The sequence below is a fragment of the Bacillus cereus genome (genome assembly GCF_002567495.1).
Classification (GTDB): domain Bacteria; phylum Bacillota; class Bacilli; order Bacillales; family Bacillaceae_G; genus Bacillus_A; species Bacillus_A cereus_AQ.
Genome location: NZ_NVAP01000045.1, coordinates 85,563 through 100,851 on the forward strand (window position 1 = coordinate 85,563; position 15,289 = coordinate 100,851).

Genomic DNA, 15,289 nt, shown 5'->3' on the forward strand with positions numbered 1-15,289 from the left:
ATGTGGACGTATATAAAAAGCGATAAAAGATTTTGGATAAGCATTGGGTTTCTTCTCATATTAGTTCTTTTGAGCATCGGAAATACGATATGGAATGATGGACATATTAGACAAGTTACATTGCAATATGATGCGGATGAAAATCCACAAGTGCCACCGTTTTCACCTTCATTACAATTTTTACTTGGGACAGACCGGAAAGGATACGACCTGTTACATTTAGTCATTGAAGGTGCAAAGTGGACGATTGGTATATCTATTTTAATTGCGGCACTTAGAATGGTAATAGGTGTGTTTTTCGGTGTTGTAATCGGAACATATGTAAAAAGAGGCTTTTCAAAAATCGAGGCTTTCTTTGATAGTTTTACAGTTATTCCGACAGTTATGATTGCGTACTTTTTTCTTCACCTTGCAAATGCATTTGGGAGTGGGGAGGAAACAACAACCTTTTTTGAAAGAGCTTCGTTTCAAGTTTTATTACTTGTAATGCTTGTGATGCCTGTTATTGCACTGTATGTTGCGAAGGAAGTCCGTAAGTTGAGAACCGAAGAATTTATTGAAGCTGCGCGCATATTGGGTGGATCGAGAAGGCACATTGTGATAAAGCATATTTTCCCGCATCTCTATATGACGTTTATACTTGTATTTTTTCAGCAGTTTACGCAGACTCTTACTATTTTACTGCACTTAGGATTACTGGAAATATTCTTTGGTGGAACAGTTCAGTTTTTAGGACCGATAGAAGAAATAGAATCTTACACGCATGAATGGTCAGGTTTAATTGGAGTCTATTTTAGGTCGTTAACAGTGAACCCATGGATTCCTCTCGTTCCCATTACATTCTTCGGACTTACTATCTTTTCAGGAAATATGATTGTAAAAAGTATAGAAGAGGCGATGATGAAAGTAAGATTAGGGGGAGAGGTAAAGAAGGAAGTTGTAGAAGAGGAACAACCTGCTGTGCAGTCAAAAGAAGAGTTATTTACTTTTAAACATACGATGTGAAAATAAAAAAGAAGCAAGCACAATTACTGCTTGCTTCTTTTCTTTATTTTGTAGAAACTTCACCTTCAGCTTCTGTTTGCGGAATATAGTATCCGATTATACCACCGACGATTGCTGGAATAATCCAGCCGATTCCTAAGTTATAAAAAGGAATGGTGTGTACGATGTTAGCAATAAAACTTGGTATCATTTCCACATTATCAAGTGCATGAATACAGCTAATAATGAACGCTGCGATCATTGCTCCAATGTAGACAGAAGGTTTACGTTTCGTATATTTATCAATAAATGATACGAAAATTAAAATGATTGTAATTGGGTATAAAATAATTAATACAGGTAATGTAATTTTGATTAGTAAGCTTAAGCCTAAGTTTGAAATAACGAAGCTAAAGATACAAACGTATAGTACGAGCTTTTTGTAAGAAACGTTTGTTAGTACTGTTGCGAAATAGTTGGCGAATGCACTTACAACGCCAATTGCTGTCGTTAAACATGCAAAGATAATTGCGATACTTAATAAAACATTACCGCTTGTCCCAAAGAACTGGTACATAACAGTAGCTAATAGCTGACCACCGTTCTCGAATTGTCCTAAGTTGCCGTTTGAAGCGCCGATATAACCAAGTAAGAAATAAACAATTGTTAAGAATAGAGCTGCAATGCTACCGCAAATAATGGTATATTTCGCAATTGATTTCTTCTCTTGTACACCGCTTTGACGAATTGCATTTACAACAATTGTTGATAATACGAGTGCACCGATTGCATCTAACGTTAAAAATCCTTCAAGAAATCCTTTGAAAAATGGAATTTCTTTATAGTCACCAACAGGTTCTGCAAACGTTCCTGGTGAAAGAATCGCTTTTGTTGCCATAATTGCAATAATTACAAGTAGAATTGGCGTTAATATTTTTCCGATATGATCTACTAATTTTGATGGATTTAATGATAAGAAGTAGACGACTGTAAAGAAAATCGCGCTAAAAACTAACATAGAGTACCATTGGTCTGGGAAAAGTGGTGCAATCCCAATTTCGTAAGATACAGATCCAGTTCGTGGAATAACAAATAGTGGGCCGATTGAAAGATAAATAATGATAGCGAATACTGCTGCGAATTTTGGATGAACACGGCTTGCTAAAGTGTTAAAACTACCACCGGCAAGGGCAACAGCGACGATAGCAAGTAAAGATAAACCGACGTCTGTAATAATAAATCCTGTAATGGAAACCCACATGTTTTCTCCGGAAGAAAGACCGAGAAGGGGCGGGAAAATCATATTACCAGCACCGAAGAAAACTGCGAATAGTAATAAACTAATCGAAAGTATTTGCGCTGGTTTTAAAGTTGTACGCATATAAAGAAAATCCTCCTAATGAGTATTTTTGTCGAAAATTCAAATAATTTGTCGAGTAACTGTTCTTATTTTAAAGGTCTGATGACTAGAAAGCAATAGGGAATTTTGAAAAAATTAAAAAATAATGCATTAAATCGAATAAATATACTATTTATATGTTTAATAGGAAGGATTTAACTTGTAACGTAAAAAAACACATATCTTTAAGACATGTGTGTTAAAAAAATATTTTTTTATCACGTTCTTCTTTTAAAATTTCAACTGCTTCCCGGAATCGTTGTGAATGGACAATTTCTCGTTCGCGTAAGAAGCGGAGGCTGTCATTTATATCTGGATCATCGGATAAATTAATGAGCCATTGATATGTTGCACGAGCTTTTTCTTCAGCGGCAATATCCTCATATAAATCTGCAATAGGGTCTCCTTTGGCTTGAATATAAGTAGCAGTAAAAGGTACGCCACCGGCATTATGATAAAACAAAGCGCTATCGTGATTAGCGTATTGTGCGTCTAATCCAGCCGTTTTCATTTGTTCAGGGGTTGCATCTTTTGTTAATTTATAAATCATTGTAGCAATCATTTCTAAATGTGCGAACTCTTCTGTACCAATATCGGTGAGTAAACCGACGACCTTGTCAGGAATCGTATAACGCTGATTTAAATAGCGAAGGGCAGCAGCTAGTTCACCGTCTGCACCACCGTACTGTTCAACTAGTAATTTTGCTAGTGCTGGATTACAAGTGCTTACTTTAACTGGATATTGTAATTTTTTTTCATAAATCCACATAGTTTCTCTCCTTTATCCCGCTGTTTGCCAGAGCCTTGTTTCTAGAAAACGTCCGTTTATTAAAGTTTCACTTTATATTTGCCAAGGCCAAGGCCCTTTGCTCCATTCCCAAGGAGCATTAGAATAGCTATTTCCAAATTGTTGGAGTGGCCCGTATTTTTCCTCTATCTTTTGTTTTAACACTCTTCGTTTATAAGAGAAGTCATTAAATTGATTAATAGCAGCGGTATCATCTGGATGTGTATCTAAATAAAGAGTTAGCTCAACTAGTACAAAGTCTAGTTCTTGAAGCTCCAGTAACAGCTGATAATATTCTTCTGGTAGCGATTGAGTCACGTCGGTAGTCACCGCCCTTTTTTATAAGGATTTTCATAATAGTCATAAAAAACAGGCCATAAAGTCCCTTTTTGTAGTGCTTCTTTTGGTGTGAATTGCGGTAAATTTGGTGGTTGAAAACCTAAAAATAAATGAGGAGGAGTAGAATAATATTTTTTTCCGATAGGAGGACAAGGATCGAGAGGGCTATGATATGGAACAAATGACCGCACATATTTATTCATGAATAAACCTCCTTTAATCTTCATCACTACGTATTGTATTCAGACATAATAGGCCTTTATGACACATATAAAAAGTAATAGGTACAGGGGGAATGTATGTGGAGAATGTGAAACAATTTATTGTATTAGAAGTGAAAAATTTAAAAGAAACTTTGTATTTTTACGAAGGGATTTTAGGTATAGTCCCTAGTTCAGAAAGGCCGCAATTAGATGTTACAGGGGTTTGGTATGATGCGGATTCAATGAGAATTAGTTTTGTTATGAATCGAAATTTAGGTGGACAGGACAAGAATGTTACAGATTTATGTGATGTTCTAATATTTTCAGTTTCTAACATAGAGAAGTTAAAGAAGAAGTTAGCGTTTTATGAAATTGTGTATATAGAAAATGAATATGCTAATAAGGAGAGTATTGTAGTACAAGACCCAGATGGATATAAGCTTCAGATAGTATCGAAATGTAACTCATTTTAAAAACAAAAGATCAATTTAATTTGGCCTTTTGTTTTTTATATTTTAGGAAAGACTACTTAAGAAACCTACTACATAAAATATATTGACAAGCCCATTCAAATAATTTAAGGTGATTGTATAAAATTGTGTATATAAAGGGGAGTAACTTATTACAATAAAGTCGTCATTACAGGGAGAAACCCTCGGCTTTATTGGCAACGTTTCGTTGTTAGTGAGACCTTTACCAGCAATGGTAAAGGCCCCTTATTGTCTTTTTTAGGACCCTTACCATATTTGGTAAGGGTCCTTTTTGTATACAAAGAAAGGAGAAAAATCTATATGAAAAAACTTATAAACAGATTCCGATTTGTATTCCATTTCCGCCGTTTTGGTCCCTTTTTATTTGACTTTTTCACTTCAAAAGAAGTGCCAGTAAAGAAGAAAATATTATCCGTCGCGTTTTTGATTGGGTATGTAGTGTTTCCGATGGATCTTATACCAGATTTTATACCGTTTTTCGGTGTATTAGATGATGTTGGTGTTGTTTTACTCATTTTACAGCAAATCGTAAAAATGGCTCCGCCGCATTTACAGGAAAAATATAATATGAATAAGGAATAGGGGTTAAAAATGGATCAAATTATTCTAAATATAATTGAGTATTTAAAGCAGTTTTCTTATTTTGGTGTTGTATTAGCTTTAACTTTTGAATTTATCCCAGCAGAGGTAGTTTTACCTCTTGTTGGGTATTGGGTATACGAGGGAGATATGAATTTTTGGCTTGCTGTACTAGCCGGAACCATTGGCGGAACGACAGGACCATTAACGTTATATGCACTTGGTTATTACGGTGGTCGTCCTCTATTAATAAAATACGGGAAATACTTCTTCATTAAAGAAGAGCAAATTCAAAAAGCAGATGATTTCTTTGAGAAATATGGGCCGGTTGTAGCATTTTTAGGACGCTTTATCCCGGGAGTTCGGACGCTTATTTCTGTTCCATGTGGTATGGCGAAAATGAACATATGGCAGTTTAGCATATATACATTTATAGCGATGCTACCGTTAACAACTTTGTATATTTATGTAGGAATGAAATTAGGTCCACATTGGGAAAAAGCGGCAGACATCGTTGGACAGTACATGTTTCCTATATTAATAGGGATTGTTATTATTGTGGCTAGTATCTTAATCTATAAATTTATGAAAAAACGGGACAAAACGGAATCTATCTAGTTAGTGGTACTGAAGTTTGAATATTTTTTTAAAATAGATGAATAGTACAGGCAAAAGACTCTAAAGGACATACACATATAGGGAATACAAAAGAGAGAGGGGAAAAACAACTATGTCTTGTGAGTGCTCAGGGGCAGCGTTAACTTGTTGTCCAGATAAAAATTATGTACAAGATAAAGTGTGTAGTCCATGGTCAGGAACTGTAGTGGCGACTGCTATTACGAATGTACTGTACAACAATAATATTAATCAAAACGTAATTGGAACGGGGTTTGTTCGATATGATGTAGGACCGGCAGCGATAACGTTAACGGTTCTTGATTCAGCTGGTAATACACTTGATACTCAAACTATAAATCCGGGAACTAGCATTGCTTTTACGTATCGCCGTTTTGAAACAATTGAGGTAATTTTACCCGCTGCAACAGCTGGAACATATCAAGGTGAATTTTGTATCACGACGCGTTATCCACTTTCATAGAAGAATAGGAGAGGGCTAAAATGGGGAATTCTAGTTTATCTTGTTGCTCCAATAATACGCTTGTACAAGATCAAGTATGTATCGATTGGTCCGCTACTGGTGCGGTAACGGAGACAGTGTATACGAATAATATTACGCAAGATTTATATGCATCAGGTTATGTGAAATATGATGTAGGTACAGCTCCAATTACCGTGAATTTTTTAGTAGGAGCAACAGTAGTGAATACAATTACTGTACAACCACAAAGTAGTGGATCGTTTACAGTAAGATACTTTACTACAATTCAAATCGTAACAACAGGAACGGGAGTAAGCCAAGGACAATTATGTCTGACAGTACGTTATCCAATTTCATAAGAAAAAGCATACCAAATTGGTATGCTTTTTTATATAGTTTGTAAGTTAAGGTGGTGAAGAAATTTATAAGCAAAATGAGAATTGGCAACAATATTTTCCTTCCATATATCGGGTTGGGTTATTTGGAATATCAATGATAGTCACAGATTGTAATGATTGACCTGTATATGACATTGTGTTGCCAGGATAGACTGTAAAAGTATTTGTCACCTTTCCGATAATTTGAACGGTAATTCCTGCAGTACTACTAGTACTATTATACACAGAAATGGTACCAGATATTTCTAATACACCATCACCTTCCCATAAGATTAATGTCGAATTTTCAGAAGGTGTTGGAATTTCTTTTGTTATAAGAAAATTACCGGCAAATTCATTTGTAACTAATTCACAGCCTGGTGGTTCTGGTGGATTAGGTGGATTATAGGGAGGGCAGATGATAGATAAAGGGGCATAACAGCCGATATTTTTTTTACAAGCCATTAATAGCTCCTCCCTTCATACTTTCTCTTTATTACTATTAAATGTTGTAAAACGATAGTTGTGTTAATAAAGGGGCGAAAAATTTCAGGAAAGTTTGTTTAATAGGCTTCCAAATCATAATAATGAATAAGAGTCTGTTAAACAAAAGGTGGTTGTATAAGATAATACAAGTAATGTTGGATGTTACAGAAAATTGACTGTATATTTACAAAAGTTAAACAAATTTTATTTTCACTTTAAACGAAGTTAATATGTGTTCGATACAATAACCATTGTAATTAATTCATTATATGAGGAGGATTTACATGGACAGAACTGTTTTACGAAAAGTAAAAGGCCTTATTGGATTATTGATGGTGTTTGTATTAGCATTTGTATCATTTCCGTGGAGTACATCAGTCAAAGCAGAGGAGAAAAAGCAAGAAAAGGCAGCAAGTGAGAAGAAGATAGTTTTTCCCGTTGTAAGTGATGTTCATATTAAAAATAGTGGAACAGATGATACGTTTCGCTGGAAGAGAGCGATTGAACAGTTCAATACGCTTGCACCAAAGCAAGATGCGTTCGTAATTGTGGGAGATTTTACTGATTCAGGGTCGGTACAACAGTATGATCGTTTCATGCAAGTATATAATGAAAATGCAAATAAAGATGCGGTACGAATGAACTCCCTAGGGAATCATGATTATTGGAATGGTTTATCAGAAGCTGGGGCACAAAAGAGATTTTTAGAAAAAACGGGTATGGAATCAATTTATTATCATAAAGTGGTAAAGGGTTATCACTTCCTTGTTATGTCTCCAGAGAATGGAACAACACACGGTTATTATTCGGACAAGCAAATTAATTGGTTAAAAGAAGAGATGGCAAAAGCACAAAAAGATGATCCGGAAAAACCGATTTTTGTATTTTTACATCAACATATTAAAGATACAGTATACGGTAGCCAAGAATGGGGAACGCAAGATAGCGCGAAAATTAATGCAGTATTAAAAGAATATCCACAAGTCATTACGTTTTCGGGTCATTCGCATTATCCGTTAGACGATCCAAGATCGATTCACCAAAAAGACTTTACATCAGTTGGTACATCTTCAGTAAGTTATATGGAGGTTGAAGGTGGTAAAGTACAAGGGAATATTCCGCCAGGGGCTAGCACGTTAAGTCAAGGTTTATTAGTAGAAGTGGATGATAAAGAAGTGACGATTAATCGCCGTGATTTCCATACAAATTCTTGGACAGGCGAGCCATGGAAAATCCAGTTGCCGGCAAAGAAAGAAACGTTTACACATGTAGAAGATCGTGATAAAGAAAAGCCATACTTTGCAAAGGATGCAAAGCTTGCTGTATCAAATGTAACAGAAAATGCAGCAACAGTGACATTCCAGCAAGCGTTGGACAATCTTCTTGTTCATTCTTATCGTGTACAAGCTAGAGATAAGCAAACGGGTGAAATAAAAAATAAATTGTTAGCATTCTCAGAGTTTTATCGTGACCCGGTGCCGAAAGAGCTGACATTTACACTGGCAGGACTAGATGGCGGGAGAACATATACGCTTGAAGTAGTTGCGATTGATTCATTTGGTAATGAAAGTGTGCAACCGTTAACAGCAGAAATTACTACGAAGAAAGATAATATTGATCCGAATGTGAAAGTACCAAAGGCTGATATTTTTGATGTAAACTTCGCAGATGGTACATTTAAAGACAATTCACCATTTGGTACAAAAGGTGATGTGAAGGGTAATGTGACTGTTGAATATGATAAAGCATTGAAAAAGAATGTTATGAAGTTAAATGGAAAAGCAAATACATTTGGATACCTTCCATTTTCTGCAGCACAAAAAGAAAAAGCTGTAAATTCCTTTACGCTAGAAACTGTATTTTCAATGAATGAAATTCGCGGACAAGGTATTTTACAAAATACAGAGAGCGGCGGAATTGGATTTGAGTCTACAGGAAGTGGATATGTTGAATTATGGGCTCATATTGGTGGCAGCTATAAGCGTGTGGGCGTTCAGTTAGAAGCAAATAAAACATATCATTTAACAGGAACGTATAACGGAAGTGAAGTAGCTATTTATGTAGATGGTAAAAAAGTAAATAGCCAACCAGCTCAAGGGAAAGTGTATCATCCGAACGTACCGTTTGCATTTGGAGCTGACCCTGATAGCAATGGAAATGGTGGCATTCCGTTAAACGGTCAAATCGCGCTTGCAAAGTTGTATAGTAAAGCGTTAAGTTCTTCAGAAGTATTAGCAGCGTACAATGAGTTTTCTAACCGTACGAAGTTAGAGCAAGTAAACGCGTTATATGAAGAGCTAGGAAAAGTAAAAGAAGTGTTGGCTGGTACGTATGAGTTTGGTGGCAAGCCAGGTCAATATTCAAAAGAAGCATTTCAAGAACTAGAGAAAAGCTATAACACTGCAAAGCAAGCGTTTGAAAATGTAGGAAGTACTGGAGAACAAATTGTTCAAACATATAATGAATTAAAAACAGCTAATGTAACATTTGTACAATCTAAAGTAGCAGAAGAACAACCGAAAACACCGAAAGAAAAATTAAAAGGGAATATTGAATCTGCCAAAGCTGCAGTAAAGAAAGCACAAGCTGCGAATGTAACGGACGGTTCAGTGAAATCATTAAATCAAAAAATTACAGTTGCAGAATCTGTATTGAAAGATGCGAAAGTAACAGATGCACAGGTAGAGACGATGAATCGTACATTTGAGCATGCGATTTCACTCGTTGAAAAAAGCATGAACAAATAAGAAGGAAGAAAAGAAGCTTATCATGATAGGCTTCTTTTTTGTTATACTAAAAGTAGTATAGAAAGAGGGAGCGAATAATTTGGAAGAGAAAAAGCTAAAAAGAATTCTTGAATATGTATGGATCGCGGTTGTGCTCCTTGTAGGATATTATTTTTTAAAAGAGAAAAGTATTTGGATTTTATTTTTAATGACCTTCTTATTAGCGGGATTAGGAACGTTATTTATTAACTTCTTCTTTGATAGTTTGAATGCATGGAAGAAAAAGAAGGGAACGAAGTAAAGGAAATATGTATAAAAAGGTGGGGGTTATGTACGAGCGGAATTGGTATTCTTACATGCTCCACACTAAAAGGGAATTGTGCATATTTTTCATTTTACAATCGTTAACGAAACGCATAAGAATAGCTCGCCAGTTTATAGGCGAGCTATTTTGTTATGCTTTTTTCTTTTCATCATTTGTTTTTTCAATAGCTAAATGGCTATGTTTTCTAGAGTAGAAGAAATAGAAGCATAAGCCGACTATAATCCAAACTGCAAAGCTAATCCATGTCGTTTTAGACAAATTGATCATTAAATATAAACAGCAAAGAATCGCGACGATTGGTAAGACAGGTACGAAAGGTGTGCGGAAACCGCGTTTTAAGTCAGGATGTGTTTTTCGTAAAATAAGTACGGCGCAGCAAACGAATGTGAAGGCTGTTAATGTCCCGATGTTTACTAAATTAGCTAGTAAGTGTAAGTCTAAAAGTCCTGCTAATAAAGCCGAAACAACGCCAGTAATCCATGTGTTGAGTAACGGGATTTTGACTCTTTTATTTACGCGAGCTAATGCTTTTGGAAGTAAACCGTCACGGCTCATTGCATATGAAACACGAACTTGTCCATACATCACGACTAAGAGAACGGTCGTCATTCCAGTCATCGCTCCAACGGCAAGTAATCCTGCAATGGTATCTTCACCAACGAAATGCAATGCAAATGCAACTGGATCAGAAACGTCTAATTGCGTATAAGGAACCATACCTGTTAAAACGAAAGATACGATCATATATAAAACAGTACAAATAAGAAGGGAACCGATAATACCAATTGGTAAGTCACGCTGCGGTTTTTTCGTTTCTTCTGCAGCGGTTGCGATTGCATCAAAACCTAAAAAGGCGAAGAATACAGTAGCGGCTCCAGTAATAATACCGTCGTATCCGAATGGAATAAACGGTGTCCAGTTTTCAGGTTTTACATATTTTGCGCCTGCTACGATAAAGGCGATAATAACAGCTAGTTTTATAAGAACCATAATATTATTAATGCGTGCGCTTTCACGTATACCAAAGCTTAAAAGACCAGTAATGATTAGTAAAATACAAACAGCTGGTAAATCGATGAGACCACCTTTTCCTACGCCAGGGGCCGAGGCGATTATGGCGGGCAGGTGTATGTTAAATCCTTGTAGTAAAGATTGTAAATAACCAGACCATCCGACAGCTACAGCAGCGACTGCAAGTAAATATTCGAGCATTAAACACCATCCGACGATGAAAGCGATGATTTCTCCTACCGTCATGTATGCGTAAGTATACACGCTTCCTGAGACAGGAATAGAAGAAGCGAATTCGGCATAACAAAAGGCTACACAAGCACAAGTAAATGCAGCAATAAGGAATGATAGCATAATGCCAGGACCAGAATGTTTTGCTGCGACAATACCAGTTAATACAAAGATCCCTGTCCCAATTACGGCGCCAATGCCTAAGAACGTTAAATCAAGTGCTGTTAATGTTCGTTCTAGTTGCTTTGGTGATTCAGTACTAAGCGCTTTTTTTCGTAATAATGACTTCAATTTGGACTCTCCCCCCGTTTTTTCATTTCCATAACTGCGACTATAGTATGAGTCCACTAGAAAAGAGTATGTAAGGAAATGGAGGTACAGTTATGGTATGTAGTTTTTAAAATTGCTGGATTAATCTTAATATAATTCAGAATATTTTGTCAAATAAAAATATGACAAATAAAATGCGATTAATAGGGGAAACTACTTGCAGAAATGGACGGGGGTTCACAATCAGATTCGGATGAAGAAAACCCACTCATTAAAGTTAAAGTAGGAGCAGATGCTATGTTATTTTATTTTGAACTTGTTGTCATTTTACTTTGTACGAAATTAGCTGGTGATATTAGCGTAAGACTCGGCCAGCCTTCTGTACTTGGTAAGTTAATTGTTGGTATTATTATCGGTCCGGCTGTACTCGGTATTATTAATAGTTCTGAACTGATTGATGAACTGAGTGAGATTGGTGTTTTGCTACTTATGTTTATGGCGGGGCTTGAAACAGATTTAGAAGAGTTAAATCGGAATTTGAAATCATCATTTGCAGTAGCGGCCGGAGGAATTATTTTTCCTTTTATCGGTGGTTATGTAACAGGATTGCTGTTTGGATTAATGCAATCCCATGCAATTTTTTTAGGATTATTACTTTGCGCAACATCGGTTAGTATTACAGTGCAAACGCTACGTGATTTAGGGAAAATGAATACGAGAGAAAGTACAATGATTTTAGGTGCTGCCGTATTTGATGATGTTATAGTCGTTATTTTATTAGCATTTGTTATGAGCTTTTTAGGCACACAAGATGTGAATATAACACTTGTCATTGTAAAGAAAATTGTTTTCTTTGTAAGTATTGTTTTTATCGCTTGGAAAGTTGTTCCTTGGATTATGAAAATGCTTGTGCCACTTCGCGTAACAGAAGCTTTAATTAGCGCCGCTCTTATTATTTGTTTCTCTTTTTCGTATTACAGTGAAATGATGGGAATTGCAGGCATTATTGGAGCATTTGCAGCAGGAATTGCCATTTCTCAAACAGAGTATAAGCATGAAGTAGAACATAAAATTGAACCGATTGCTTATGCGATATTTGTACCAGTTTTCTTCGTAAGTATCGGAATGGAAATTACATTTCAAGGAATCGGGAGTCAGCTTTGGTTCATTATCATTATGACGATCGTTGCGATTTTCACAAAGTTAATCGGATCCGGTTTAGGAGCAAGACTGACAGGATTCAACCGTCAATCTTCTATTAGCATTGGTGCAGGGATGGTGTCACGCGGAGAAGTAGCGCTTATCATCGCAGCAAATGGACTTACGGCGAATTTATTAGCGAAAGAAAATTTCACAGCGATTGTTATTGTTGTTATATTAACGACGATTATTACGCCGCCGCTTTTGAAGAAATATTTTGTATAGAGAGGAAGGGCTTATCTGATGCAGGTAAGCTCTTTTTTTATTGTAAAAGGAAACGATCATGTAACATGAATGGTTTGTAATTATGGTAAAATCTATGTATATGATGTGAGCGAGGAGAGGGATGTGTGAAGATTACGAAGGGGAAGGTTATAGGTGTAATTATACTCAGTGTACTGTGTATACCATTTATTATAGGGAAAGAATCAAAAATAAAAGATTTTCCTGTTTCTATTTTCTCTTCCTATGTGGAAGATGATAATCCGAAAGACTATAAGTACACTGCTTTTATACCTGACTTTGCAATTTGGATAAATGGATGGGAATACCAGAGATCTGAAGGCGAAATAACGTCATATAAAAAAGGGAATCGAACTGTAATTGTTCACTATCCACCTGGTAATGATAGTTTTTATCTATATGATGTAAATGATAGTAGAGAATATACGCAACCGTAAGAAGTGGAGGTTAAATAGTGAAAGCTTCAACATTACTATTTAAAATTGAAAGTAATATGGATCAATTTTCACCAGCTGAAAAGAAGGTTGCCATGTACATAATGGAGAATGCAGAGATTGTTCCGAACTTAACGACGAAAGAAGTGTCAACGAATGCAGGCGCAAGTGAGGCGAGTGTCGTTCGTTTTTGTAAGTCGATTGGGATTGGGAGCTTTAAAGCATTTAAAATAGCACTCGTTCGTGAATTAACGATTGCTGATTATAATATTAACGATTTTTCAGTGATGAATACGGAAGATGGACCGTACGATTTGTTTAATAAAGTTACTTATGTGAATAAAGCTGCAATTGAGGCGAGCGTTACTGCGATAGATAAGAAGGAACTTGAGAAAGCTGCAGATCGTATTGTCAATGCGGGCAAAATTATATTTTACGGCGTAGGTGGATCAGCCACACCGGCGATGGATGGGGCATATAAATTTACACGGCTCGGATTTACTGCGATGATGTTATCTGATTTTCATATGATGTTGCCGCTTGTGACGAATTTAAAAGAAGGCGATATATTTGTTGCGATTTCAACATCTGGTCGAACGAAAGATGTGCTTGAAATGGCGCAGTATGCAAAGAGACAAGGTGCAACTGTTATTGGAATTACGAAGCTAGATCAATCATCCCCCTTGTATAAAGAAGCGGACATTCGTCTTTGTATGCCAGATGTAGAACAAGATCATCGTATCGCAAGTATTGCGTCGAGAATGACGCAACTGAATATGATTGATGCTTTATATGTGATTACTTTCAACCGAATTGGCAATAAAGTATTGGATCAATTTATGGAGACGCGAGAAGAAGCGTTGCGGTTACGGAAGTTAAAGTAGAAGAAAAGATGAGGAGACTCATCTTTTTTAATCCCACTATTTGCCGGGCAGTAAGACCCCCACTTCAAAATTCAGCGGAAGCAAAGAAAGTTAGGTGGGGGATCAGCTGCCCGTAAAAGCCCGATTGGTGCGGGCTAATAATCAGTGGGGATGAACAAAACCCCCACTGATTAAAGTTTCACTTTATTATCTTTGACACAAATATGTCATGTCTTGAAATTTTATTTCATAAAATAAGAAAGAGTTATTGATTTTTAGTTTCTTAAAGTTATAATAAAAGTGTGAAATATAATTTCAAAGAAGGTGACAATATGTTGGAAAATTTATCGACAGAACATCGTAATGAGAAAACAATGAATCTGGATGAAATGAGCATAAAAGAAGTGTTACACAGTATGAATGAAGAAGATCGAACTGTTGCGTTAGCAGTTAAAAATGAAATAGAACAAATTGAAAAGGTTGTACAGACTGTTATTCAATCTTTTGAAGAAGAGGGACGATTGATTTATATTGGGGCTGGTACGAGTGGTCGTTTAGGTATTCTAGATGCAGTGGAATGCCCCCCTACATTTGGCACAGATGATAAAATGGTGCAAGGATTTATAGCAGGTGGATTGAAAGCGTTTACTAAGGCGGTGGAGGGCGCTGAAGATCGTGAAGAATTAGCAGAAGAAGATTTAAAAAGTATTGGATTAAACGAGAAAGATACGGTTATTGGTATTGCCGCAAGTGGTAGAACTCCTTACGTAATTGGCGGCTTGAAATACGCACAGAGCGTAGGAGCGAGTACAGCGAGTATTTCTTGTAATAAAAATGCTGAAATAAGTAAATATGCAAAGCTAAACGTGGAAGTAGAGACCGGTGCAGAAATATTAACAGGATCAACGCGTTTAAAAGCTGGTACAGCACAAAAATTAGTGCTTAATATGATTTCAACAGCTTCGATGATTGGTGTAGGAAAAGTATATAAAAACTTAATGGTAGATGTTCAATCCACAAATGAAAAGTTAGTAGAACGATCAAAACGAATTATTGTGGAAGCAACAGGCGCTAGTTATGAAGTAGCGGCAGAGTATTATGAAAAGGCAGAACGTAACGTAAAAGCTGCGATTGTTATGGTGTTACTACAGTGTGAGTATGGGGAAGCACTGGAGAAATTAAAATACGCGAAAGGGTTTGTGAAGAAGGCACTATAAAGTGAAACTATAATAGGGAGGGGGA

At 36.4% G+C, this 15,289-nt stretch carries 17 protein-coding genes and 1 pseudogene; 12 read left to right on the forward strand and 6 right to left on the reverse strand.

Annotation, left to right across the window (positions count from 1 at the left end):
- Positions 1–1,005 carry an ABC transporter permease gene (locus tag COK05_RS22060; protein WP_098614260.1) on the forward strand — a complete coding sequence of 335 codons (1,005 nt, stop codon included), beginning with the start codon at positions 1–3 and terminating at the stop codon, positions 1,003–1,005.
- A 43-nt stretch (positions 1,006–1,048) separates the two neighbouring features.
- Here the strand turns inward: COK05_RS22060 and brnQ2 are convergent, their stop codons facing one another.
- From brnQ2 to COK05_RS22080, 4 genes are all read right to left on the reverse strand, one after another.
- Complete coding sequence (gene brnQ2 / locus COK05_RS22065; protein ID WP_098614261.1) at positions 1,049–2,365, reverse strand: branched-chain amino acid transport system II carrier protein BrnQ2; 1,317 nt, start codon at positions 2,363–2,365, stop codon at positions 1,049–1,051.
- 217 nt (positions 2,366–2,582) lie between these two features.
- Positions 2,583–3,152: a spore coat protein CotJC gene (gene cotJC, locus COK05_RS22070; protein WP_098614262.1), complete on the reverse strand. Its 570-nt coding sequence runs from the start codon at positions 3,150–3,152 to the stop codon at positions 2,583–2,585.
- Between the two features lie 72 nt (positions 3,153–3,224).
- Complete coding sequence (locus COK05_RS22075) at positions 3,225–3,488, reverse strand: spore coat protein CotJB (protein WP_141539209.1); 264 nt, start codon at positions 3,486–3,488, stop codon at positions 3,225–3,227.
- An 8-nt stretch (positions 3,489–3,496) separates the two neighbouring features.
- The gene (locus COK05_RS22080) at positions 3,497–3,712 is read right to left on the reverse strand and encodes a spore coat associated protein CotJA (protein WP_070141000.1); all 216 of its coding nucleotides are present in this window, start codon (positions 3,710–3,712) and stop codon (positions 3,497–3,499) included.
- A gap of 33 nt (positions 3,713–3,745) precedes the next feature.
- Here COK05_RS22080 and COK05_RS22085 point away from each other — a divergent pair.
- From COK05_RS22085 to COK05_RS22105, 5 genes and pseudogenes are all read left to right on the forward strand, one after another.
- Positions 3,746–4,185, forward strand: a pseudogene (locus COK05_RS22085) (VOC family protein).
- Positions 4,186–4,503: 318 nt separating this feature from the next.
- A complete protein-coding gene (locus COK05_RS22090) occupies positions 4,504–4,785 on the forward strand; it encodes a YkvA family protein (RefSeq protein WP_098614265.1) in 282 nt (93 codons plus the stop codon).
- 9 nt (positions 4,786–4,794) lie between these two features.
- Positions 4,795–5,400 (forward strand): DedA family protein, encoded by a 606-nt coding sequence (locus COK05_RS22095; RefSeq protein ID WP_098614266.1) that lies wholly within the window; start codon positions 4,795–4,797, stop codon positions 5,398–5,400.
- A gap of 112 nt (positions 5,401–5,512) precedes the next feature.
- Complete coding sequence (locus COK05_RS22100) at positions 5,513–5,881, forward strand: DUF3992 domain-containing protein (protein WP_098614267.1); 369 nt, start codon at positions 5,513–5,515, stop codon at positions 5,879–5,881.
- A 20-nt stretch (positions 5,882–5,901) separates the two neighbouring features.
- Positions 5,902–6,240, forward strand: coding sequence for a DUF3992 domain-containing protein (locus COK05_RS22105; RefSeq protein ID WP_000528442.1), 339 nt, complete (start codon positions 5,902–5,904; stop codon positions 6,238–6,240).
- Between the two features lie 63 nt (positions 6,241–6,303).
- Here the strand turns inward: COK05_RS22105 and COK05_RS22110 are convergent, their stop codons facing one another.
- Entirely contained in the window at positions 6,304–6,723 is a 420-nt protein-coding gene (locus tag COK05_RS22110; protein ID WP_098614268.1) for an S-Ena type endospore appendage, read from the reverse strand.
- A 305-nt stretch (positions 6,724–7,028) separates the two neighbouring features.
- On the opposite strand from COK05_RS22110, the gene COK05_RS22115 reads away from it, so the two are divergent.
- Positions 7,029–9,491, forward strand: a complete 2,463-nt coding sequence (locus COK05_RS22115) for a LamG-like jellyroll fold domain-containing protein (RefSeq protein WP_141539210.1) — start codon at positions 7,029–7,031, stop codon at positions 9,489–9,491.
- 79 nt (positions 9,492–9,570) lie between these two features.
- Complete coding sequence (locus tag COK05_RS22120; protein ID WP_098614270.1) at positions 9,571–9,771, forward strand: hypothetical protein; 201 nt, start codon at positions 9,571–9,573, stop codon at positions 9,769–9,771.
- A 153-nt stretch (positions 9,772–9,924) separates the two neighbouring features.
- On the opposite strand, the gene COK05_RS22125 is transcribed toward COK05_RS22120, so the two are convergent.
- Positions 9,925–11,328, reverse strand: a complete 1,404-nt coding sequence (locus tag COK05_RS22125) for an amino acid permease (protein ID WP_098614271.1) — start codon at positions 11,326–11,328, stop codon at positions 9,925–9,927.
- Between the two features lie 276 nt (positions 11,329–11,604).
- On the opposite strand from COK05_RS22125, the gene COK05_RS22130 reads away from it, so the two are divergent.
- From COK05_RS22130 to murQ, 4 genes are all read left to right on the forward strand, one after another.
- Positions 11,605–12,732 carry a cation:proton antiporter gene (locus tag COK05_RS22130; protein ID WP_098614272.1) on the forward strand — a complete coding sequence of 376 codons (1,128 nt, stop codon included), beginning with the start codon at positions 11,605–11,607 and terminating at the stop codon, positions 12,730–12,732.
- A gap of 125 nt (positions 12,733–12,857) precedes the next feature.
- A complete protein-coding gene (locus COK05_RS22135) occupies positions 12,858–13,187 on the forward strand; it encodes an outer surface protein (RefSeq protein WP_098614273.1) in 330 nt (109 codons plus the stop codon).
- A gap of 17 nt (positions 13,188–13,204) precedes the next feature.
- Positions 13,205–14,068 carry a MurR/RpiR family transcriptional regulator gene (locus COK05_RS22140; RefSeq protein ID WP_098614274.1) on the forward strand — a complete coding sequence of 288 codons (864 nt, stop codon included), beginning with the start codon at positions 13,205–13,207 and terminating at the stop codon, positions 14,066–14,068.
- 311 nt (positions 14,069–14,379) lie between these two features.
- Positions 14,380–15,264 (forward strand): N-acetylmuramic acid 6-phosphate etherase, encoded by an 885-nt coding sequence (murQ, locus tag COK05_RS22145; protein ID WP_098614275.1) that lies wholly within the window; start codon positions 14,380–14,382, stop codon positions 15,262–15,264.
- Positions 15,265–15,289 lie beyond the last annotated feature (25 nt).

Bases quoted from the DNA above. Each gene is read 5' to 3' on its own strand.
- COK05_RS22110 (WP_098614268.1), bottom strand. From the start codon at position 6,723: ATGGCTTGTAAAAAAAATATCGGCTGTTATGCCCCTTTATCTATCATC.
- murQ (WP_098614275.1), top strand. From the start codon at position 14,380: ATGTTGGAAAATTTATCGACAGAACATCGTAATGAGAAAACAATGAAT.
- COK05_RS22095 (WP_098614266.1), top strand. From the start codon at position 4,795: ATGGATCAAATTATTCTAAATATAATTGAGTATTTAAAGCAGTTTTCT.
- cotJC (WP_098614262.1), bottom strand. From the start codon at position 3,152: ATGTGGATTTATGAAAAAAAATTACAATATCCAGTTAAAGTAAGCACT.
- COK05_RS22115 (WP_141539210.1), top strand. From the start codon at position 7,029: ATGGACAGAACTGTTTTACGAAAAGTAAAAGGCCTTATTGGATTATTG.
- COK05_RS22090 (WP_098614265.1), top strand. From the start codon at position 4,504: ATGAAAAAACTTATAAACAGATTCCGATTTGTATTCCATTTCCGCCGT.
- COK05_RS22100 (WP_098614267.1), top strand. From the start codon at position 5,513: ATGTCTTGTGAGTGCTCAGGGGCAGCGTTAACTTGTTGTCCAGATAAA.
- brnQ2 (WP_098614261.1), bottom strand. From the start codon at position 2,365: ATGCGTACAACTTTAAAACCAGCGCAAATACTTTCGATTAGTTTATTA.
- COK05_RS22105 (WP_000528442.1), top strand. From the start codon at position 5,902: ATGGGGAATTCTAGTTTATCTTGTTGCTCCAATAATACGCTTGTACAA.
- COK05_RS22130 (WP_098614272.1), top strand. From the start codon at position 11,605: ATGTTATTTTATTTTGAACTTGTTGTCATTTTACTTTGTACGAAATTA.
- COK05_RS22060 (WP_098614260.1), top strand. From the start codon at position 1: ATGTGGACGTATATAAAAAGCGATAAAAGATTTTGGATAAGCATTGGG.
- COK05_RS22080 (WP_070141000.1), bottom strand. From the start codon at position 3,712: ATGAATAAATATGTGCGGTCATTTGTTCCATATCATAGCCCTCTCGAT.